At 55.9% G+C, this 19,904-nt stretch carries 27 protein-coding genes; 9 read left to right on the top strand and 18 right to left on the bottom strand.

Features of this window, described 5'->3' with window-relative positions; all coding sequences use genetic code 11:
• Positions 1 to 365: 365 nt before the first annotated feature.
• Positions 366 to 929 carry a type IV secretion protein Rhs gene (locus FHC48_RS21350; RefSeq protein ID WP_084832081.1) on the bottom strand — a complete coding sequence of 188 codons (564 nt, stop codon included), beginning with the start codon at positions 927 to 929 and terminating at the stop codon, positions 366 to 368.
• Between the two features lie 443 nt (positions 930 to 1,372).
• Here FHC48_RS21350 and FHC48_RS21345 point away from each other — a divergent pair, with 443 nt between their 5' ends.
• Positions 1,373 to 2,347, top strand: a complete 975-nt coding sequence (locus FHC48_RS21345; protein ID WP_023292484.1) for a DUF1852 domain-containing protein — start codon at positions 1,373 to 1,375, stop codon at positions 2,345 to 2,347.
• Between the two features lie 23 nt (positions 2,348 to 2,370).
• The gene (locus FHC48_RS21340; RefSeq protein ID WP_021241377.1) at positions 2,371 to 3,399 is read left to right on the top strand and encodes a methionine synthase; all 1,029 of its coding nucleotides are present in this window, start codon (positions 2,371 to 2,373) and stop codon (positions 3,397 to 3,399) included.
• Here the strand turns inward: FHC48_RS21340 and FHC48_RS21335 are convergent.
• The gene (locus FHC48_RS21335; RefSeq protein WP_055322023.1) at positions 3,374 to 4,336 is read right to left on the bottom strand and encodes a LysR family transcriptional regulator; all 963 of its coding nucleotides are present in this window, start codon (positions 4,334 to 4,336) and stop codon (positions 3,374 to 3,376) included. The genes FHC48_RS21340 and FHC48_RS21335 overlap by 26 nt on opposite strands.
• A 95-nt stretch (positions 4,337 to 4,431) precedes the next feature.
• On the opposite strand from FHC48_RS21335, the gene FHC48_RS21330 reads away from it, so the two are divergent.
• Both FHC48_RS21330 and FHC48_RS21325 read left to right on the top strand, forming a co-directional pair.
• On the top strand, positions 4,432 to 4,866 hold the full coding sequence (locus FHC48_RS21330; RefSeq protein ID WP_023292486.1) for a DMT family transporter: 435 nt from the start codon (positions 4,432 to 4,434) through the stop codon (positions 4,864 to 4,866).
• A 4-nt stretch (positions 4,867 to 4,870) separates the two neighbouring features.
• On the top strand, positions 4,871 to 5,329 hold the full coding sequence (locus FHC48_RS21325; RefSeq protein ID WP_023292487.1) for a DMT family transporter: 459 nt from the start codon (positions 4,871 to 4,873) through the stop codon (positions 5,327 to 5,329).
• Here the strand turns inward: FHC48_RS21325 and FHC48_RS21320 are convergent.
• Genes FHC48_RS21320 through FHC48_RS21285 form a run of 8 tightly spaced genes read right to left on the bottom strand, consistent with a single transcriptional unit; the run spans position 5,326 to position 11,206 of the window.
• Positions 5,326 to 5,859: a DUF3833 domain-containing protein gene (locus tag FHC48_RS21320; RefSeq protein WP_059364603.1), complete on the bottom strand. Its 534-nt coding sequence runs from the start codon at positions 5,857 to 5,859 to the stop codon at positions 5,326 to 5,328. The genes FHC48_RS21325 and FHC48_RS21320 overlap by 4 nt on opposite strands.
• On the bottom strand, positions 5,856 to 6,380 hold the full coding sequence (locus FHC48_RS21315) for a hypothetical protein (RefSeq protein WP_047747533.1): 525 nt from the start codon (positions 6,378 to 6,380) through the stop codon (positions 5,856 to 5,858). The genes FHC48_RS21320 and FHC48_RS21315 overlap by 4 nt, the downstream gene beginning before the upstream one ends.
• A complete protein-coding gene (locus FHC48_RS21310) occupies positions 6,377 to 6,862 on the bottom strand; it encodes a DUF2878 domain-containing protein (RefSeq protein WP_032651759.1) in 486 nt (161 codons plus the stop codon). Before FHC48_RS21310 ends, FHC48_RS21315 begins: the two co-directional genes overlap by 4 nt.
• Entirely contained in the window at positions 6,859 to 8,079 is a 1,221-nt protein-coding gene (locus tag FHC48_RS21305) for a cyclopropane-fatty-acyl-phospholipid synthase family protein (protein WP_023327405.1), read from the bottom strand. The genes FHC48_RS21310 and FHC48_RS21305 overlap by 4 nt, the downstream gene beginning before the upstream one ends.
• Positions 8,076 to 8,798, bottom strand: a complete 723-nt coding sequence (locus tag FHC48_RS21300) for a DUF1365 domain-containing protein (RefSeq protein ID WP_008502327.1) — start codon at positions 8,796 to 8,798, stop codon at positions 8,076 to 8,078. Before FHC48_RS21300 ends, FHC48_RS21305 begins: the two co-directional genes overlap by 4 nt.
• Position 8,799: 1 nt before the next feature.
• Positions 8,800 to 10,059 (bottom strand): NAD(P)/FAD-dependent oxidoreductase, encoded by a 1,260-nt coding sequence (locus FHC48_RS21295; protein WP_059364599.1) that lies wholly within the window; start codon positions 10,057 to 10,059, stop codon positions 8,800 to 8,802.
• A complete protein-coding gene (locus FHC48_RS21290) occupies positions 10,056 to 10,775 on the bottom strand; it encodes an SDR family NAD(P)-dependent oxidoreductase (protein WP_032663564.1) in 720 nt (239 codons plus the stop codon). Before FHC48_RS21290 ends, FHC48_RS21295 begins: the two co-directional genes overlap by 4 nt.
• Complete coding sequence (locus FHC48_RS21285; protein WP_008502330.1) at positions 10,772 to 11,206, bottom strand: nuclear transport factor 2 family protein; 435 nt, start codon at positions 11,204 to 11,206, stop codon at positions 10,772 to 10,774. The genes FHC48_RS21290 and FHC48_RS21285 overlap by 4 nt, the downstream gene beginning before the upstream one ends.
• 256 nt (positions 11,207 to 11,462) lie before the next feature.
• On the opposite strand from FHC48_RS21285, the gene FHC48_RS21280 reads away from it, so the two are divergent.
• Positions 11,463 to 11,660, top strand: coding sequence for a hypothetical protein (locus FHC48_RS21280; protein WP_008502331.1), 198 nt, complete (start codon positions 11,463 to 11,465; stop codon positions 11,658 to 11,660).
• A gap of 1 nt (position 11,661) precedes the next feature.
• Positions 11,662 to 12,450, top strand: a complete 789-nt coding sequence (locus FHC48_RS21275; protein WP_055322028.1) for a hypothetical protein — start codon at positions 11,662 to 11,664, stop codon at positions 12,448 to 12,450.
• Here the strand turns inward: FHC48_RS21275 and FHC48_RS21270 are convergent.
• From FHC48_RS21270 to FHC48_RS21255, 4 genes are read right to left on the bottom strand one after another with little or no spacing between them, the layout of a single operon-like run.
• Positions 12,431 to 12,943 carry a GNAT family N-acetyltransferase gene (locus FHC48_RS21270; protein ID WP_059364598.1) on the bottom strand — a complete coding sequence of 171 codons (513 nt, stop codon included), beginning with the start codon at positions 12,941 to 12,943 and terminating at the stop codon, positions 12,431 to 12,433. The two genes, FHC48_RS21275 and FHC48_RS21270, sit on opposite strands and share 20 nt — an antisense overlap.
• 18 nt (positions 12,944 to 12,961) lie before the next feature.
• Positions 12,962 to 13,366, bottom strand: coding sequence for a VOC family protein (locus FHC48_RS21265; RefSeq protein WP_008502334.1), 405 nt, complete (start codon positions 13,364 to 13,366; stop codon positions 12,962 to 12,964).
• Positions 13,367 to 13,396: 30 nt separating this feature from the next.
• Entirely contained in the window at positions 13,397 to 14,029 is a 633-nt protein-coding gene (locus FHC48_RS21260; RefSeq protein WP_021241367.1) for a TetR/AcrR family transcriptional regulator, read from the bottom strand.
• Complete coding sequence (locus FHC48_RS21255) at positions 14,026 to 14,421, bottom strand: DoxX family protein (protein ID WP_023292497.1); 396 nt, start codon at positions 14,419 to 14,421, stop codon at positions 14,026 to 14,028. The genes FHC48_RS21260 and FHC48_RS21255 overlap by 4 nt, the downstream gene beginning before the upstream one ends.
• Before the next feature lie 172 nt (positions 14,422 to 14,593).
• On the opposite strand from FHC48_RS21255, the gene FHC48_RS21250 reads away from it, so the two are divergent.
• Positions 14,594 to 15,151, top strand: a complete 558-nt coding sequence (locus FHC48_RS21250) for a histidine phosphatase family protein (RefSeq protein WP_072253918.1) — start codon at positions 14,594 to 14,596, stop codon at positions 15,149 to 15,151.
• Positions 15,152 to 15,264: 113 nt separating this feature from the next.
• Here FHC48_RS21250 and FHC48_RS21245 read toward each other — a convergent pair whose 3' ends face one another.
• Positions 15,265 to 15,843 carry a TetR/AcrR family transcriptional regulator gene (locus FHC48_RS21245; protein WP_059364596.1) on the bottom strand — a complete coding sequence of 193 codons (579 nt, stop codon included), beginning with the start codon at positions 15,841 to 15,843 and terminating at the stop codon, positions 15,265 to 15,267.
• Positions 15,844 to 15,946: 103 nt separating this feature from the next.
• On the opposite strand from FHC48_RS21245, the gene FHC48_RS21240 reads away from it, so the two are divergent.
• A complete protein-coding gene (locus FHC48_RS21240) occupies positions 15,947 to 16,414 on the top strand; it encodes a nuclear transport factor 2 family protein (protein ID WP_039024315.1) in 468 nt (155 codons plus the stop codon).
• 39 nt (positions 16,415 to 16,453) lie between these two features.
• Here the strand turns inward: FHC48_RS21240 and FHC48_RS21235 are convergent, their stop codons facing one another.
• From FHC48_RS21235 to FHC48_RS21225, 3 genes are all read right to left on the bottom strand, one after another.
• The gene (locus tag FHC48_RS21235; protein WP_059364594.1) at positions 16,454 to 16,993 is read right to left on the bottom strand and encodes an ester cyclase; all 540 of its coding nucleotides are present in this window, start codon (positions 16,991 to 16,993) and stop codon (positions 16,454 to 16,456) included.
• Between the two features lie 65 nt (positions 16,994 to 17,058).
• Positions 17,059 to 17,778, bottom strand: coding sequence for an SDR family oxidoreductase (locus FHC48_RS21230; protein WP_059364592.1), 720 nt, complete (start codon positions 17,776 to 17,778; stop codon positions 17,059 to 17,061).
• Positions 17,775 to 18,890, bottom strand: coding sequence for an alkene reductase (locus tag FHC48_RS21225; RefSeq protein WP_059364590.1), 1,116 nt, complete (start codon positions 18,888 to 18,890; stop codon positions 17,775 to 17,777). The genes FHC48_RS21230 and FHC48_RS21225 overlap by 4 nt, the downstream gene beginning before the upstream one ends.
• A 99-nt stretch (positions 18,891 to 18,989) precedes the next feature.
• Here FHC48_RS21225 and FHC48_RS21220 point away from each other — a divergent pair, with 99 nt between their 5' ends.
• The gene (locus FHC48_RS21220) at positions 18,990 to 19,901 is read left to right on the top strand and encodes a LysR family transcriptional regulator (RefSeq protein WP_059364588.1); all 912 of its coding nucleotides are present in this window, start codon (positions 18,990 to 18,992) and stop codon (positions 19,899 to 19,901) included.
• Positions 19,902 to 19,904 lie beyond the last annotated feature (3 nt).

The following is a 19,904-nucleotide window of genomic DNA, read 5'->3' as shown; positions in this document are numbered from 1 at the left end:
AACGGTCTAAATAGGCTGATTCAAGGCATTTACGGGAGAAAAAATCGGCTCAAACATGAAGAAATGAAATGACTGAGTCAGCCGAGAAGAATTTCCCCGCTTATTCGCACCTTCCTTAGTTAAGTTCACGTTAAAACATGTGTTCGGATATGATAATGCTAAAAAGTCTCCCTTTAATAACTCAGAATAATCTTTGCCGTTTGATGCCAGTACATAACGACTAATGATATCTTTTTTATCGACTGTAAAGCATACCAGACCATCATAAACGTAGATAGATTGTCTTTCCCCAGACGCAGCGCCTTCTTTTCCTTTACCCGGACACCCCGTCAGAAAAATGGCAGACAGCAACAGTGATATATATCTCAACCGGGAAACCCCTCTAAAATACGTTCATACTTTTTAATCAATATCGTTACTGGTTCAGCAGGATCATAGTTTCTATAATCAAAGAGATGACTGTTACCCCAAAAACCATAGCTTTTTAATAACCAGTAATCACTGACAATCGAAGCTTGTTGCTCTAGTCCGTACTCCAGTAAGTTAGTCTTATCAAGACTGTACGTATAATCAGCAGCCCAGGAGAAAGCACCACGCATACGCACCCACATACCACGTTGATGCTGCCAGACATGCATCATTTCATGCATAAAAAGATGTTGAGCATCAGTCACTGGATGGCTAACAGGCATAGAAAAGTCATGTTCATATTTTTCAGACCTGAACCACATTTCTCCATCAGGACTCATTGCCTGGCCAGGGTTTTGAAGATTAAAAGGCAGATAACTTTCAAGGTGAATCCATACTTTATGATAGTAAATACTATACCCAAAGAGCGAACTCGCTAAATTTATTTCTCCAAGCCTGAGGCGTCGAAGTCCCCCTTCGCGAATCACTGGCCAACTGATGGAGTTTGGATAGTACACAATGGTATCCTCAGAATTTTACTCGTCGGGTAAATGCTACACGCTTAAATAATTATGAGATAGCAAGAAATCATGTTTAAGATCGCAAAATAAATAAAACCACAAACAACTCAACATTGCTGACAATACATATAAAATTCATACCAAAAATATTTCTATAAAATTAAATAAGCAACATCAATTAATCGTAACTGCGGGGTTAATAGATTGCTTTCATTCAGATGCATAATTACGGTGTAATACACCATATTTTCCGTATTAGCCTTTACAGCAATGCGTAAAACTTTTTAAACAGTCGCCACCCGCGCTACTCTTCTTTTCGTATCTAAACATGAAAATGCCTCATGTTGCATTGAAATTAAGTCACTTCCCCTGCGCCACGGGCTCAGGCATAAATTATGCATTGGTAACTTCTTAGCAACATGAACTTAGGATGCATAACCACAATGAGCAAAGCTTTCACATATACCCTTAAGCGCAGTTGCTTCGATGAGAATTACAACCCGTCAGAAAATACGCGTACGACCACCAACTTCGCCAACCTGGCGCGCGGGGAAAAGCGTCAGGAGAACCTGCGCAATACGCTGGTGATGATCAACAACCGCTTTAATGCCTTAGCGCGCTGGGATAACCCAAACGCCGATCGCTATGCGGTTGAACTGGAAATCATCTCTGTCGATTTGAATATTGGCGCGGAAAAGCCGTTCCCGGCCATTGAGATACTGCAAACCACCATTGTCGACAAGAAAAACAACCAGCGTATCCCTGGCATCGTCGGGAATAACTTCTCGTCTTACGTGCGGGATTATGATTTCAGCGTGCTGCTGCTGGAGCACAACAAGAACCAGCAGCACTTCAGCATTCCGGAAAAATTTGGCGAACTGCACGGCAATATCTTCCGCCACTTTGTGAGTTCACCGGAATACAAAGAGAACTTCACAAAAGGACCGGTGATTTGCCTGAGCGTCTCCAGCAAAGATACCTATCGCCGCACCGGTAACCAGCACCCCGTGCTGGGCGTTGAGTACCAGCCGGATGGCGAATCGCTTACGGAGCAGTACTTCGCGAAGATGGGCCTGAGCGTGCGCTACTTCATGCCGGAACACAGCGTGGCGCCGTTCGCGTTCTTCTTTACCGGGGATTTGCTGAGTGATTACACCGACCTCGAACTGATCGCCACCATCAGCACGATGGAGACGTTCCAGAAGATCTATCGCCCGGAAATTTATAACGCCAACTCGGCGGCGGGGCTGTGCTACCGACCGGATCTGAACCAGCAGGATCACTCCTTAACCAAAATTGTGTATGACCGGGAAGAGCGAAGCCGCCTGGCGATTGAACAGGGTCGGTTTACCGAAGAGTACTTTATTAAGCCTTACAAACACATTCTTGAGCAGTGGTCTGATAACTACACGCTTTAATACATTAAAAAAGGTCTTTTATTATGAAAACATTGCTCCCGACTTCAACGGCTGGCAGCCTGCCAAAGCCGACCTGGCTTGCGCAACCTGAGACGCTCTGGTCACCGTGGAAGTTACAGGATCAGGAACTGCTGGCAGGCAAGCAGGATGCGCTGCGCCTGTCTCTGGATGAGCAGATCCGCGCGGGAATCGATATCGTCAGCGACGGGGAACAGACCCGCCAGCACTTCGTCACCACCTTTATTGAACACTTGAGCGGCGTCGATTTTGAGAACCGCCAGACGGTGCGCATTCGTAACCGCTATGACGCCAGCGTGCCGACCGTGGTTTCCGCGGTTGCGCGTCAGAAACCGGTCTTCGTCGACGATGCAAAGTACCTGCGCCAGCTCACGGACAAGCCGATCAAATGGGCCCTGCCGGGGCCGATGACCATGATCGACACCCTGTATGACGCGCACTATAAAAGCCGCGAAAAGCTGGCCTGGGAATTTGCCAAAATCCTTAACCAGGAAGCGCGAGAGCTAGAGGCCGCAGGCGTGGACATTATCCAGTTCGATGAACCGGCGTTTAACGTCTTTTTTGATGAGGTCAACGACTGGGGCATCGCCGCGCTGGAGCGCGCCATTGAAGGGCTGAAGTGCGAAACCGCGGTCCACATCTGCTACGGCTACGGCATCAAGGCCAATACCGACTGGAAAAAGACGCTCGGCTCGGAGTGGCGCCAGTACGAAGAGGCCTTCCCTAAGCTGCAGACCTCTAACATCGACATCATCTCCCTGGAGTGCCACAACTCCCGCGTGCCGATGGATCTGCTGGAGCTGATCCGCGGTAAAAAAGTGATGGTTGGGGCGATCGACGTGGCAACCAACACGGTTGAAACGCCGGAGGAAGTGGCCGATACGCTGCGAAAAGCGCTGCAGTTTGTCGACGCCGACAAGCTGTACCCGTCAACCAACTGCGGCATGGCGCCCCTCTCCCGTCAGGTTGCCAACGGCAAGCTTAAAGCACTCAGCGCTGGCGCAGAAATTATCCGCCAGGAGCTTGGCGCGTAATCCCCTTACGCTGCCAGTACGGCGGCGTACCAAAGCGCTCGACGTAATAATCAATCACCGCCCTGACGTTCAGGGGCGGATGTCGGGCATCAGGGTAGATCGCCGCGATAGCCTGTTGTTCCGTAGTGATGGCGCACTCCAGCGCGGGCAGGAGCGGAATCAGCTCACCGCGCTGGAGCGGCTCGCTCACCAGCCAGTCCGGAAACAGCACAATCCCCATCCCGCCAAGCGCCGCAGCCAGCAACGCTTCCGCATTATTCGAGGTCATCAATGGCGTCACGGGATAGTGTGTCCACGCCTCGCCCGCCCTGCGCAACAGCCAGCGGTTAGGCCCTGACGATCCGCGATACACCAGGCAATGATGGTGGTTCAGATCGTCCGGCACTTCTGGCGCACCGTGTTTACGCACGTAGTCTGGCGACGCGGCCAGATGGTACACCTGCTGCCCAAACACCCGCGCGCGAAACGACGAGTCCGTCAGCACGCCAATGCGGAAGATAAGATCTGCCGCATCACGGTGGGGGTCAATGAAATCATCGGTCAGCGTCAGCTCTACGCTCAGGCGAGGATAGCGTGCCGACAGGCCGGGAAGTCCTGGGGCTATGTGCTTCTGGCCGAAAAACACCGGTCCGTTAATGCGGATCGCACCGGACGGCTCCACCGCACGCGCGTCCAGCTCCCGGCGCGCCTCTTCAAGATTCTCCGCCATTGACCGGGCGTAACGGATAAACAGATGACCGCTTTCCGTGGGAATGACGGCCCGCGTATTGCGATAGAAAAGCTGCTGCCCGAGCGCATCCTCGAGCTGGTGGATCACGCGCGATATCTGCGAGGCCGATATCCCCTGCCGCCGCGCCACGACGGAGAAGTTCTGCGCTTCATACACGTCGATAAAGATCAGCAGCGCGCGGATGTTGATGTTGCTGGCGTCAACCATTAATGCATATCCTGCAAAGGTGTTTCCACCATTATGGCATTTTTCTCATTGCACAACCCACGTAATCTTCTTCGCCTGAAAACGGAGGAAGAAGAATGCAGTTGGTTTTGATTTTACTGGTGATTGCTGGCGGGATGGGCCTCTCCGTCGAGGCGGGACTGCTGGGCCCCCTGGGGGGAAAAGTCGGGGATTTATGGGCGACGTTCAGCATTTTTGGCGTCGGCGCCGCGCTGACGTTTCTGCTGATGCTGTTTTTCAGCCCGCGCAACAGCCCGTCGTTTTTCGCGCAGCCCGGCTGGCAGCTCCTCGGCGGGGTGCTGGGTCCGATCTACGTCGTCATACTGACGCTCGCCACGCCGACTATCGGCATCGCGCTGACGATGATTGGCATTCTGGCAGGTCAGGTTTTTAAAAGCCTGATCATTGACCACTTTGGCCTGCTGGGTACGCCGCACAGGAAGATAAACGCAAGACGCATCGTGGCGCTGGTTTTTATTATTGCCGCACTGGTACTGGTCGCAAAGGGGTAAACACATGACACTGATGATGATAATTCTGGCCATCTGCGGCGGCGCGACGCTGAGCATACAGGCCGCAATTAATGGGCAGCTCGGCAGCAGCGTGGGCGTTTTCAAGAGCGCGTTTCTAACGTTTTCCGTCGGCGCGCTGGTGACCGCCCTGCTCATTTTCTTCTTTGAGCCTAAGCAGGCGGTCACGCTGCTGGACGTGCCGAAATGGCAGCTCCTCGGGGCGATGTTTGGCGTGCCCTATATCGTGATTATGGTCGTGGCGGTGCAGCGCATCGGCACCGCCGTCGCCACGGTGGCGGTGATATTCGGCCAGCTCGCCATGAGTATGCTGATTGATAACTTTGGCTGGCTGGGCAATCCCGCCATTTCGTTTTCACCGAGCCGTCTGAGCGCGGTGGTATGCCTGGGGATTGCCCTGTACTTCATCTACTCCAGCAGCAAAACCGGCAGCGTCCGCGACTAAGCTGAGGTCTTACGGGTAAAGAACAGCGTCACCGTGGCGACGGTGACGCCCAGTTTCTTCATCTCGGTTTTATTGAACAGATGCGTCTCATCCTGCAGGTACATCCAGTCGTCAAAGTTCAGTAGCCAGGTGCTGCCGTTGGCCTTCACGTTCATGCTGTAATGCCAGTTGAACGCGTTGCCGGCGGCCTGCCCCGTTGCTACCCCTTCAATATCCCCCGCCGTGCCTTCGTAGCGCTCGCTTCCCACGCGGCGGATATGCCAGACCCGCTGCTGCTTCTCGCCATCGTCGTACACAAAGTGCTCGTTCAGCGTCAGCGTATCGCCGATAACGTCCCCTGCAATCTCAACGTGAAAGCGGCGGATCTGCTTGCCGCTGCGATCCTGTACCATCCCCCACGCTTCGGTTTTGCCCTGGAAGAAGTGGAAGATATCCAGCCGCGGCTGCTGCTGGCGATACTCGGTCACCTCCGTGCTACAGCCTGCCAGCAGCATCGTCAATGCCAGCGCCATCATCAGGATACGTTTCATTTTTGGCCTCCGATTAACTGCTGACGCAGCTCAGGGTATTGCGTGCGAGGATCGAGCCAGATGGCCAGGAAGCGGGTGCTGAACGCTTCTGACTGACGCGGTCCGAGTGGAATAAAGGCTTTTTGCGCCGCTGACGCGCGATACCAGAACTGCCCCTGCCCGTCGTCGAGCACAAACGCCAGCTGTGTGCCCGGCCGGACATCCGGCCACAGAGAGCGGAGCATCTGTAACCAGGCTTCGCTTCGGGGTTCCCGTTGCAGGATCCCCTGCGCCTGCCACTGGTCGCGTGTCGCCTCGACCAGCTCATCGCGATCGATATCGCGCGCATAGGTAATAATCAGCGCCTGATCCTGGTTCTCCCGACCGTAACGCCCGTCCGGCGTACGCAGCTGGGAGGTATAGACGGTGAATGGCCCCCAGGTGAGCGTGGCGTCACCCACCTTCCGCCAGGCCAGCCAGTCGGTGGCCTGGGCAACAGGAACAACCAGCGCCAGACAAAGCAACAAAACCGCAGCTCTCATTTTTGTCTCCCCATCAGCAGGTGGAAAAACAGCATCAACACCAGCCAGCCCGGCGCCATCCAGCTGACGACGATAAAGGTCGGCTCCAGAAACGTGATGGCACCCAGCCGCTCGCCAATCAGGTACGCCACCGGCCCTCCCACGGCGGCCAGCAGGGTGAGCAGCCAGCCGGGCAACGTGGTGGTGCGCGTAAGCTGCGTCCAGACGGTGGCGAACATCAGCCATAATGCCACCATCCATAGCGGCATCAGGGCATCACCCGTGAAGGCGATCAGCCCCGTCAGCGCCCAGAGCGTATCCAGCAAACTGCCCGCCGCGGCCAGCCCAATGGCGTAAAAACGGTATACAGACGGCAAGAGCAGGCACGCCAGGATCGCCAGCGCGAGCCAGATAATCAGGCCCTGTTCGCGAAAGAGCACCACCAGCGCCCAGTAGAGATCGAACGCGACGGCCAGCAGGAAGACCTGAAGATATCGTCTCATACGCGCTCTGCGGTCAGCTGCACCACGCTGATGGTGCGGGCGTTAAACCCGGCTTCACAGTAGCCAAAGTAATAAAGCCACATGCGGCGGAACCGCTCATCAAAGCCGAGCTTTTCAATCTCCTGCCAGGCGTGGACAAAGCGCTGCCGCCAGTGCGCCAGCGTGCGGGCGTAGTCCGGCCCCATGTCGAAGAGATTGCGCACCACGAAATCGGTGTGGCGCGTCATCAGCTCGTTCATCGCGGTGATGCTCGGCAGGAAGCCGCCGGGGAAAATGTAGCGCTGAATAAAATCGACGCTTTTGCTGTAGTCGCGATAGCGCTGGTCCTGAATGGTGATGGCCTGAATCGCCATTCGTCCCCCCGGGCGCAGCCGCGCCTGACAGGTCCGGAAGAATGTAGGCAGATAGCGTTGCCCGACGGCTTCAATCATCTCTATTGAGACCAGCTTATCGTACTGCCCGGTGAGGTCGCGATAGTCGCAGAGCAGCACCTCAACACGATCCTGCAACCCGGCGCGGGCGATCCGCTCGGTTGCCCAGACGTATTGCTCCTGCGACAGCGTGGTGGTAGTCACCCGACAGCCATAATGACGGGCCGCGTATTCCGCCATCGCCCCCCAGCCGGTGCCGATTTCCAGCAGGTGGTCGGCCTCGCTAAGCGCCAGCTGGTCGCACAGGCGCGCCATTTTGGCCTGCTGAGCCGTCGTGAGATCCTGCTCGTCTGCGGTAAAGAGCGCGCTGGAGTAAAGCAGTTCCCTGTCCAGAAAATGGGCATAGAAGGTGTTGCCCAGGTCGTAATGGGCGGCAATATTTTCACGCGCCTGCGCGCGGGAGTTACGCCGCGTCCAGTGGCGCAAACGCTCCAGCGGTCGGCCAAGCAGCCGGAACCCTTTCTCAAGACGGCCAAGCACCTCGCCGTTGAGGGCCAGGATTTGCAGAAGCGGCGTGAGCTGCGCGGTTTCCCATTCGCCGTCCATCCAGGCTTCAGCGGCGGCAAGGCTCCCGCCCGTTAAGACGCGCCAGTAGACGGCGGGCGTGAGGATCTGCACGTCGGCGTGCAGCGCGGAGGATGTCTCGCCAAAATGGAAGGTCTGCGCCCCTTCACGCAGGGTGAGCGAACCACCGCGGATGCCGCTTAACAGACGAAACAGCAGCCATCGCGCGAGGCGGACGTTGCGCGGGATATCGGGTTCTAACGCAAAGACGGGATCGGTCATGAGCGTTCACTCCTGCTGACGGGATGGTTATACAGCGGCACGCGCTTGAGCCACAGCCTCAGCGCCTGCCAGTAAATGGCGAAAACGGTTTTCAGGGTCATAAGCGGGATGCGCAGCAGCAGCGCGCGCAGTGCCGGACGGGTCAGCGGCTCCCGGCGCAGGGCGAGCGTGGCGTCAAACACCTTCGCTTCCTGATGATTTTCAATGTGCATATGCAGCGTGTTATCCGGATCGTTGAAGCGCCAGTGGTAGATCATGTCCATCGGGTTGAAGGGGGAAACGTGAAACGCTTTTTCCGTGGGCTGGGCATGTTGCCCGTCGACGGCGTAATAATGACGCTCGTTCCACGGCGTGTTGCGAACCTCCGCCAGTACCCAGCGCAGAGTCCCCTTCCCGTCATAGCAGTAGTAAAAGTTGACCGGGTTAAAATGAAACCCGAAATACCGCAACTGCGTAAGAAGCATGACCCGCCCGTCCGGCCGTTCCCCGGTCAGGCTCTCCAGCCTGCTGAGCACGTTCTCTTTGAGCGGCGTGCCGAGCGGATAATCCGCGTCATGGAACGCGGCGGCGGCAAAGCGATTGCGGCGCACGCCGACAGACGCCAGCAGCGGCAGCTCATCAAGATCCAGCCAGGCCATAAAGACGCTGTAGCGAAATTCATGGGTTTTCGGCTGAAGGCGGCGGTGGCGCAATACGCCGTGATAGAGGCAGCTGTTCATCTCAGTTCCCCTCTCCGGCCGCTATCGCGTTGACCACGTCCAGCGCGCTGCGCACGCCGTCTTCATGAAAACCGTTGTACCAATAGGCTCCGCAGAACCAGCTCCGCCGGTGACCGTTGATCTCGCCGCGCCGCGCCTGCGCCCGCCAGCTTTGCGGGTTAAACAGCGGATGCTCATAAACGAAGCGTTGCAGAACGAAGCGCTCATCCACCGCCGCGTCCGGGTTCAGGGTGACGCAGAACAGCGGACTGCCCGCAGGCAACCCCTGCAAAATGTTCATGTTGTAGGTCACACAGGCGCTGGCCTGCTCCTGCGCACTCAGCCGGTAATTCCAGCTCGCCCAGGCGCGCGGCCGCACCGGCAGCCAGCGCGGGTCGCTGTGCAACACCACCTCGTTGCGCTGCCAGCCGATATCGCCCAGCACCTCGCGCTCTGCGGAGGTCGGGTCGTCAAGCATCGCCAGAGCACTGCCGGAGTGGCAGGCAAATATCACCTGGTCGAAGGTATGGCTGCCGTTTTCAAGCTGGAGCGTGACCCCGTCCTCGTGGCGGCTCACCCGCTGAACCGGTGAATTGAGATGCAGCGTCAGCCGATCGCCCAGTTTGTCCAGCATCGCGCGGATATACTCTCGCGAGCCGCCCGGCACCACGTACCACTGCGGGCGATGGGTGATATCCAGCAGACCGTGGTTTTGGAAGAAACGTAAAAAAAGCGGCAGCGGGAAACGCTTCATCTCCTGCAGCGAGGATGACCAGATGGCGGCCCCCATCGGCAGAATATAGTGGCGCGCAAAAAACGGCGTAAAGCCGTGCTGGTCCAGAAACGTCTGCAGCGTGGCGTTCGGGTCCACTTCCCCGTCCAGCGCCTGTTTTGCCAGACGATTGAAGCGGACGATTTCACCGAGAAGCCGCCAGAATGTCGGATTGACGAGATTTCGGCGCTGGGCAAACAGCGACGTCAGGGTGTGCCCGTTGTATTCCAGACCCGTCTCGGGGTTATGTACTGAAAAGCTCATCTGGGTTTTTTGCCCGCTGATACCCAGCTCGCTGAGCAGGCCCATAAAGCGCGGATAGGTGCGGTCGTTGTAGACGATAAACCCGGTATCGATCGCGTATGTGCCCTGTGGCGTCGTCACGTCAACCGTTGCGGTATGGCCGCCCGGTGTGGATCCCGCTTCAAACAGGGTCACCTGATGGTGCCCGGCCAGTCGCCAGGCGCACGTCAGCCCGGCAATGCCGCTGCCGATAATTGCAATGTTCATGAACGCACCATCCTGCGCAGCAGCGTGCGCTGAAGAAAAGCAGGCAGCCCTGAGAGCAGCCGCAAAATGAAGCCAAATCCGGCAGGAAACGCGATGTGCATTTTCCCGGCCGCCAGCCCGATACGGATCGCCTTCACCGCCTCATCGACGGTCACCCGACCCGGCATGGCAAAATCATTTTTTTGCGTCAGGGGCGTATCGACGAAGCCCGGAGAGACAACCGTGACGGTAATCCCTTTTGGCTCCCAGTCCAGGCGCAGGCTTTCGGCAAACCAGCTCAGCGCCGCTTTGGACGCACCGTAGGCCTCTGCGCGGGGGAAAGGCAGCCAGTGGGCCATCGAGCTCACCAGCACCACGCGGTTGCCTCGAACCAGCTGCGGCTGCAGCGCCTCAAGGCAGTTGACCGGCCCGAGGAAATTGGTGTTCATGACCCGCTCCACCAGCGCCGCATCCACCACGCCACCGTCGAGGTATTCGCAGGTACCGGCGCAGAGAATAATCAAATCGGCGTAGCTGCCGGTCAGCGCCTGTCGGCAGGCCTCCCGGTCCGTCATATCGAACAGGCGAACGGTGAGATTGGGGCAGGTCTGATGCAGCGCTTCCAGACGCGCCGGATCGCGCCCACAGGCAATCACATGATAGCCGTCAGCGGAGAAGGATTTCGCCAGCCCGGCGCCAATGCCCGAACTAGCACCGGTAATCAGTACCGTCTTCATGATTTGACCCTCCGCTTCACGCCGCGTACCGCCCAGCCCAGCAGAGGAAGATGTTCGTAGATCATCTCTCCCGCATCGTAGTAGTCGCGCTGGTGGGTGATGAGATCGTTTTCCGTCTCCACCACCGAGCACCCCGGCAGATCGAGCGGTTCGCCTCCGGCAATGCGCGGATGCGACCAGTGCATCACCCAGGTGACAACAAACCGGTTCCCGCTGCAGAGCGGCGGGTCGATAGAAAAACGGCAGTTCTCGACGTTGGCCAGCAGATGGGTGAAATAGCGCTGAAGCGCAAAGATACCGTCGTGCTCGCCAAACGGATCGACAAGCGTGGCATTTGAATGGTAAAGCCCGACCAGCGCGGACGGCGGCTGGCTATCCAGTGCGGCGTAGTACTCAACAAACCGACTCACGACAGAGGGCAAAGTGCTCATGGGTCACATCCTGGCTGTAAACAACGTGGCGTAATCGCATACTTAAAACTTACACAATTAATGTTATTTGTCCAAGTTTGTGCAAATTTATTTTTTATTAACCATAAATATCAACAACTTGATAACTCAATCTTTTGTCGGTTTTTAGGCCGGGTAAGGCGTAGCCGCCACCCGGCTTTCACTTTCAGGTTATCCTTAAGGCAAATTCTGCGGTCATCCTCCAGGCTTATCCTTTTTATTCATAAGGATGCCTGACATGAAACGTTTCTTTCTCTCCCTCTTCTCAAGCCCGGAATCCTTACTGCAGGTGATGAGTCAGCAGGAAATTATTGAAGCCGTGGAAGATGGCGACCGCATCATTATCGACCAGGACGGGAACGCCTCGGTGAACTACAAGAGCAACGAGGTGCGGCAGGACTTTCTGCGTCACGTTAACGCGCTGAAGAGGGCCTGATATGGGAACGGCGATATTTATGGTGCTGATGGTCTGCGGGTACTGGTACACCAGCCGCGACCTGTCGACCCGCTTTAAAATCAAGCGTTCCTTCGGCTGGGATGTCTATTTTCTCGTTGCGCTTTACGGCTGTATTTTCGTTCTGCAGGGGGTGATTGCTACGGGGCTGCTCTGGCTGCTGCTGCTCACCCTTTCTGCCGCCAACAACGCTTTCCACTTTGCCTCACCGAAATACACCGACTGGCAAATCGACTTTATGAACTGGAGCTTTTTAGGCATTCAGGCGCCGGTGGTGGTGATGCTGGCGTTTGCCATTCTGTTTTGCCTCTACCGCTCTAACTGGGCAGGCAGCGCCAGGCTGGATGGCGAGAGTCGGAAAAAGCTCTACAAACGGCTTGCGCAGGCGAGCGGGATTGAACAACTGCTCTATCAGTGTATGGAGCAAGGCGAACTGGCGCAGGTCACGCTCCGCTCGAGGCGGATATACGTGGGTATGATCCACACCGCAACGCTGGAATATGAAAAAACGGCCAATATCGTGCTGATCCCGATGTTGAGCGGGTACCGGGATGCGAAGACGATGAACCTGCGCATCGAGAATAATTACAGCCGGTGGTATGCGGAGCATGACATTACGCTCGACTCGGAACCCCGCAGCGCCATGTCATTCCGCAAGGTGATTTTACTCAATCAGATTGAGAGCATCTCGCTGTTCGATCCCGCCAGCGCCAGCGCGCTGTCGCTGGCACAGCGGGACGAGAGCCCTGGCACTAAAGAGACATCCCCATAATTCTGAGTATGCTCTGCTGTGAGGCTGTTTCAAAAAGGACGTTCTTAATGCAGAGCATGCCCTGCTTCTGGTAGAACCGGTACGCTCCTGCGTTCTGCTCAAGCACTTCCAGCCAGAGAGAGTCCTTTCCCCTGCTTCGGGCCATGTCGATAATTTTATGGAACATGTCCTGACCATAGTGCTTGCCGGTCTCAGCAGGATCGAGGTAGAGCTTGTTGAGGAGAACGCCCCTCTTGTCCGTTTCCGGAAGCATGGCGTCCCAGGTCACTTTCATGAATCCCACTGGCCGATCGGTTTCTGCCACAAACCAGGAAACATGGCTCTCGGTCAGGCTCTGCTCAATGACGGAGGGGGCATACTCGGCGTTCAGAAAATCCTTCATCTCCGCATCTGATACCCACAAATGCTGAAAATGCGCGGGATAGATACGATATCCCAACTCGCTTAATAGCGTTGAATCGGCCCCGGTGGCCTGTCGAATTCGAAGCGTCATGGAAGGTATCCCTGGTCATCACCCGCGTTGGGCATGTTGATAGAGGTCCCAGCGGTTGCCGTACATATCTTCAAACACCACCACCGTACCGTACTCTTCCTCACGCGGTTCTTCGCAGAAATGAACGCCTTTTGCCTTCATGGCATGGTAATCGCGCCAAAAATCATCCGTCTGAAGGAACAGGAAAACTCTGCCGCCGCATTGATTACCGATAAAACCTTCCTGCCTCTCATTAGACGCACGAGCCAGCAAAATGTTGCAGTCGCTTTCCGGATTGGGCGAGACGACCACCCAGCGTTTACCCGGTTGCGGCGTATCCTCTACGAGGGTAAACCCCAGCTTGTCTGTGTAGTACTCAATGGCGCGATCGTAGTCATCAACCACAATAGCCACGCAGCCGAGGCATCGTTTCTGTGTTCTCATTTCCGTTACCTTTACTCTAAATGGTTATGCTCAGCGCTTTTCCACTGAATACGCGCACATAAAAACAGCGATCGCATGCGTAACCCGACGAGCAATTTCTTCATCAGATAAGCTTTTTCTGGCGCCAAGCTTTATCTCAAGGCTTGTCATCCCGAGCCACAACCCGGCCAGGTCGTCAGCCGCTTCGCGCGGGGAGCACGCGATCAGTAAGCCCTTTTCAACGGCTTCACCGATAATTGTCTCCAGCATCTGCTGCGCCCTGCCGGGACCTGCCGCATAAAAACGCGCGGGTAACTCCGGATGACGAATAGCGGCGGAGGCAATTAAGCGGTCCCAGCCCGTCAGCTCGCGCTGGTTGATGAAGCGGACAAAACGGTTGCCAAACGCGGTTAAGACCTCGGTCAACGACAGATGATGCCGCTCGGAAAAATCACTGTCACTGATGGTCAGATCCGATTCCTTACGGAGTACGGCCTCAACAAGCAGGTCTTTATCCGCGAAATTGGCATAAAGCGTGGCTTTTGCCACCCCGGCAACGCGGGCAATTTCTTCCGTCGTGACATCGAGGCCTTTCTCGAGAAACAGGCTTCTTGCGGCCTGCAGTATCGCCTGCTCCTTTGACGGATCTTTTGGGCGGCCTTTCTGCCGAACCTTTTCTCTCATCGTTTACGACCTGACAAAAGCATGCTCATCATGAGCCCCCCGATAACGGTTATGTGTTCAAGCGCGATATGAAACTCCTGGGTGCGCTGGGGCTCGCTAAATTTCCAGAATGGATGCCCCACCGGAATGGTGAGTAATGTAAACACAATCAGCATTGCCGATCCAATCCATCCGTAGCCGGCAAAATTCGAAATCACCAGAGCAGAGCCTACAAGCTGACAGAGAATGGTGCCTGTCGCGAATAAGACGGGCCAGGGGAGACCCACATCCACCATTTCCAGCACAATCTCTCCAAAGTTGAACAACCCATAAAAGCCTGCCATCCAGAAGAAAAAGGTCAATAAAATTCTTGAAAGACAGAGTGTTGTGATAGATGACGTGATTTTTGACACTGAATTATCTCTTTGATCATTTAAAAGACTGGCTAGTCTACTTATTAATTAACAGACCGACAAGTCTGATAAGTGCGATCACCGCCCTGACACTCCAAAACGGGTGGGTGAACATCAGTGTGAGAACGCGCTAGTCTGCCTCTGGTGAATGGATGGTGAGCGATGAAGACATATGGAAATTATTTTGATGCGCCACGGCGAACCCGAATACAGGGGCGCCGGAAAGGTGTCGTACAGGGAAATGGTGGGATGGATCGACAGCTATAACCGCTCTTCAACGTGCCGCGACAGACCTTCGGAGATGGCTCAAATCCTCGCGTACCGCGCACTGACGTTTCTCAGCAGCCCTCTCCCGCGAGCCCTTTCATCGTTGAAAACGCTGGGGTGTGAACCGGGCTTAATTGATGAGGTTTTTCGGGAAGCAGAGCTGCCGGTGTTCCGTATTCCGGGGTTCCGGCTATCGCCTTTTTACTGGGCAGCGCTGTTTCGCGTTCTTTGGCTCTGCGGCCTGTCTGGCGAGTCAGAGCGCGTAAGCGCCGCAAAAGAACGTGCCGTTAAGGCGGCAGAAATCCTGGTGAATGTAGCGAAGGACTCTGACGGCCCCGTCTTGCTCATGGGGCACGGGGTCATCAACCGGTTCATTGCAAAAGAACTGATCGCATCAGGCTGGAAAGAACAGACTCGTCCGGGTAAGGGGTACTGGGGAGCGGGGGTTTACAGCATGGTATAGCGGCACATGCTGAGGCCGAGGATTGTTCATCCTCGGCGCACGCCAGCCGACTGTTATTCGCAAATGCTGAATGCACCTGTCAGCCTTCGTCTGGGGGACTAAGGGGATCCTCGCTAGCCCCCGATTAAGTCTGCCAGCGCCCTCTTCAACGACGCGATGACCTCATCCGTCTCCATGCCCATCTGCGCATGAATAATGGCGCCGTCAATGAGCAGCATGATTTCATTGACGGCGCGCTCATCCGCAATTTTTGTCAGCAACGCAATAATCTTCTTTGTTTCGATTTTATGATCGCGGCATATCGCTTTTATTTCGCTTTCAATATCTTCGGATTTGGCTTCGGCGCTGGCATTAATAAACGCACAGCCGTGAAACTCAGGCGAAATAAACCATTCATAAAGGGTAGCCGATAGAGCGTCCGCAGGCGTCTGGCCTTCAACGAGATATCGACGAAGCGTGGCCTCAAACCAGTTAATCCATATTTCATGTCGATAGTGTAAATAGGCGAGAATAAGCAAGCTCTTACTCGGAAAATGGCGATAAAACGTCACCTTCGTCACTTTCGCCTCTTTAATCAGCGTATCCACCCCCGTCGCTCTGAAGCCTGTGGAATAAAACAGATCGTGCGCCGTTAGTAATATTTTATCCCTGACGCTTATTTTTTTATCGTTGTTTTCGGATTCTGCTTTCATTTGTCGATGGCCTCAAAACGGATGTTGACAGCGTTATTTTTCAGGCATAGATTAGCGCAGGTAGACAGACTTGTCTACATAATCACATAACGAGGTAATTGCCATGAACACACGTCCTCCCTTGCCGCCCTTCACACGCGAAAGCGCTATTGAAAAAGTCAGGCTGGCAGAAGATGGCTGGAACAGCCGCGATCCGGCGAAAGTTGCGCTGGCCTATACGCTGGATACCCAATGGCGCAACCGTGCAGAATTCGCCACCAACAGGGAGGAAGCGCAGGCGTTCCTGACGCGGAAATGGAAAAAAGAGCTGGATTATCGTCTGATTAAAGAGCTGTGGACCTTTACGGATAACCGCATCGCGGTCCGCTATGCCTATGAATGGCATGATGATTCAGGAAACTGGTTCCGCTCGTACGGCAACGAAAACTGGGAGTTCGCACCGGACGGCTTGATGAAGCGCCGCTTTGCCTGCGTTAACGATATGCCGATAAAAGAATCCGAGCGACTGTTCCACTGGCCGTTGGGCAGACGCCCGGACGATCACCCCTCGCTGAGCGATCTGGGGTTATAGGATTTTCGCATCACTCCGGGCCGCCCCGGAGTGATGACTTTACAGCGCGCCCAGCTGTTTCATCAGCGTCAGGTTGTCCTCAATATGCCAATTCGCTGCAATTTTACCGTCACGGATTTCATAGATATCCGTGGCGATAAAATCTATTTTCTGCCCCTTTCCTTTCAGCCTGCCAAATGTCCCGGTGAATGTGCCGTAAAAATGTAAATGTGAGACCACGCGGTCGCCTGAAATAATCATCTGCTCAACGTCGCAGCGCAAATCGGGCACGGCCGTGCGAAACGCCCGCGAGGCTAAAATAGCGCCTTCCGGCCCCTGCTTACGGCCTTCCGGCGGTGTTTTATCAACAAAGTTTGCCGCCAGGGCATCACGCGCCAGAGTTTCATTACCGGTGTTCCAGAACGTGGCATATTCTCTGGCAACGGCTTCATTCGTCTTTAATTGCATCTGGGGCAGGCTCTTGTCCACAATCAGCTGTTTCGGCTGTACCCTTTCCCCCTGCGCGGAAATAGCATTGCCCGACAGACCAGCAAAAATAAGCGCCGCGATAGCGGGACGAAAGCACGTCGTATATTTCATGATGTCTCTCTACAGAATGTTACGTTACCCGCAGACGATACCCTGCGGATCACATTAATGAGGGGTCAGTTAATTAACGCCCCGCCCTCAATATCAATGACCGACCCGGTGACAAAGGGGTTGTCCATGGCGAAAAGATACCCTTGTGCGATGTCCTGCGCCCTTCCCCAGGCTTTGGCTGGCAGGGTTTCCGCCGCGCCTGCGAGCATTTTTTCCCGCGCGGCGGCGTCCATCCCCGCATACGCTTCCGTGTCGGTCAGCCCCGGACTCACGACGTTGACGCGCAGCGGGGAAAGCTCCTTCGCTAGCACTTTTGTCGCGGCCTCAATGGCGGCATTCATCGTGGTTTTTACGATGGCGCCCGCCACGGTGCGGCGCGCCACAAAGCCGCTGGTGAAGGTCAGCGTACCGCGGGGGGCGATGTTCCCGCTGAGATAGCGGGCGACATTGAGGCTTCCCCAAAATTTTGTATCAAAGGCCTGTCTTGCCGCACGGAGATCCAGTCCGGAAAGCAGCCCGCCCGGCGCCTGTGAACCCGCCGTGACGACGATATTATTGACCTCGCCCAGCGTTTCACTGAGCGCAACAAGCTCTGCCTCACGGCTGATATCGAGCACGAGAGTGCTAACAGACGCGGCATGAGCGCCCAGTCGTTGCCGTGCAGCGTCCAGTTTCGCGCTATCGCGTCCCGCAAGCATAATCTCCTCGCCGCGCCCGGCAAGCAGGGTGCCCACGGCGAAACCGATGCCGGAAGCGCCGCCGATAATTAAGGTTTTACGGGTCATAAAGTTTCCTCCTGCTGGGTGTACGTTGAGTAATCGGTATAGCCCGTGGCGGTGCCGCCAAACAGCGTGGCGGGGTCGCGCACCTGGGCCAGCGGCAAGCGGTGCGCCAGCCGGTGAGGCAAATCCGGGTTGGCAATAAACGGTCGTCCGAAGGCAATCAAATCGGCATAGCCCGCCGCCAGAATTTCTTTGGCTTTGGCAAGGTCATAGTTGCCCGCGACGATCAGGGTGCCGCTGAAGGTCTCGCGAAGCGATTGACGGAAATGCGCAGGAATCTGCGGCGCGTCGTCCCAGTCGGCTTCCGCCAGGTGGATAAACGCAATCCCCTTTTGTTCGCACCAGGCCGCAAGCGCGAGTATGGCTTCAGAAACCTGCGGGTCGTTCATCCCGCGCTGGGTAATAAACGGCGAAAGACGGATGCCCGTACGTTCGTGACCAATCGCCTCGGCAATCGCGCTTAACACGTCCTGGGCGAAGCGGATCCGGTTAGCCACCGTACCGCCGTACTCGTCCGTGCGTTTGTTGGAGGTTTGGCGCAGGAACTGGTCGATCAGATAGCCGTTTCCGCCGTGGACCTCCACGCCATCAAACCCGGCCTGAACGGCATTCAAAGCGGCCTGGCGATAGTCCGCGACGATGTTCTGAATGTCCTTGCGTGAGAGCGTTCTCGGCTGCGGGCAGTCAACCATCTGGCCTTCTCCACGCTCATTCACCACCCACACCTGCGCGTCCGGTGCCAGCGCTGACGGGGCGACGGGCTGACCGTCCTGGTGAAAACTGGCGTGCGACATTCGCCCAACGTGCCAGAGCTGAGAAAAAATGACCCCGCCCACCTGATGTACGGCCCCCGTCGTGAGCTGCCATCCTGAAAACTGCTCCGGCGAATGGATGCCGGGCGTCCAGGAGTATCCCTGACCCTGAGGCGAGATTTGCGTGGCTTCGGTGATGATTAACCCCGCGCTGGCCCGCTGCCGGTAATACTCCGCCATCAGCGCGGAGGGAATGTTGCCCGGCTGAAGGGAGCGCGCGCGGGTCATCGGCGCCATGACGATACGATTTTTCAGGTCCAGCGACCCCAGCCTGTAGCGTTCAAAGAGTGAAGCAGGTTTCATGTTTTCATCCCTTATGGTTTGGATGAAATCACTTTACAGTCGGCATCTGATTTTGATAATTACGCTAAAAATAGATGCACTTTTCGGAAAAAATGAATAATGGGTAAACTCGAAGACATGGCCTTACTGGTGGAAGTCGCCGAGGCCGGAAGTCTTTCCGCCGCCGGACGACGCCTGTCGCTTTCTCCTGCCACGATGACCGCCAGGCTGAAGGCAATTGAGGAGCGTTACCAGACGCGCCTGTTTCATCGCTCAACGCGATCCCTCACCCTGACCCGCGCAGGCGAAGAGTTTTATCACGCCGCGCTGCGCGTGCTGGAAGAGGTGCACCACGCCGAGTCGCTGCTGACGCAAAAAGAGGGCGTGCTCAGCGGCAATATTCGCCTTTCCGCGCCCTCGGACTTTGGCAGACAGTATCTCAGCCCTGCCGTCATTGAATTTTCTCGTCACCATCCTGCCGTCAAATTTTACATCTCGCTAAAAGAAGACGTTGAGGATCTGGTCGCTAACCGGCTGGATATGAGCGTGCGCTTCGGCAATTTGCCGGACAGCAGCCTTGTCGTCAGAAACATCCGCCCGAACCGTCGGGTGCTGGTTGCCTCCGGGGCGTATCTTAACGACCACGGTATCCCCGCCACGTTTGCCGATCTAGCCCGGCACCGGTGCCTGGCGCTGGAGTCTCAGGGCGTGGTGATGAACGAATGGCGCTTTGAACATGAGGGAGAGGAAAGCGTTGTTCGCGTCGAGCCCGCCATGGTGTGCGACGACGGGGCATTGCTTCGTCAGTGGGCCCTGGGCGGAGCGGGCATCGCCGGGAAATCGTGGTGGGACGTCAAAGACGACGTTGACGCCGGAAGACTTACGGTGCTGTTTGCCGACAGCTTCACCGGCTTTAGCCGCTACGATCGCAAAGATGTCGGGCTGCAGCTTGTTTACCCGCAGCGCAAGCTTCAGCCGCTTCAGGTTACGGCGTTCAGCCAGTTTTTTCTCGACTGGCTTAAAAAACATTAACGT

It is taken from the genome of Enterobacter sp. EC_50, from assembly GCF_019584525.1.
Lineage (GTDB): Bacteria > Pseudomonadota > Gammaproteobacteria > Enterobacterales > Enterobacteriaceae > Enterobacter > Enterobacter roggenkampii.
Note: the sequence above shows the minus strand (reverse complement) of the source record. Positions and strands in the feature narration are given on the sequence as shown.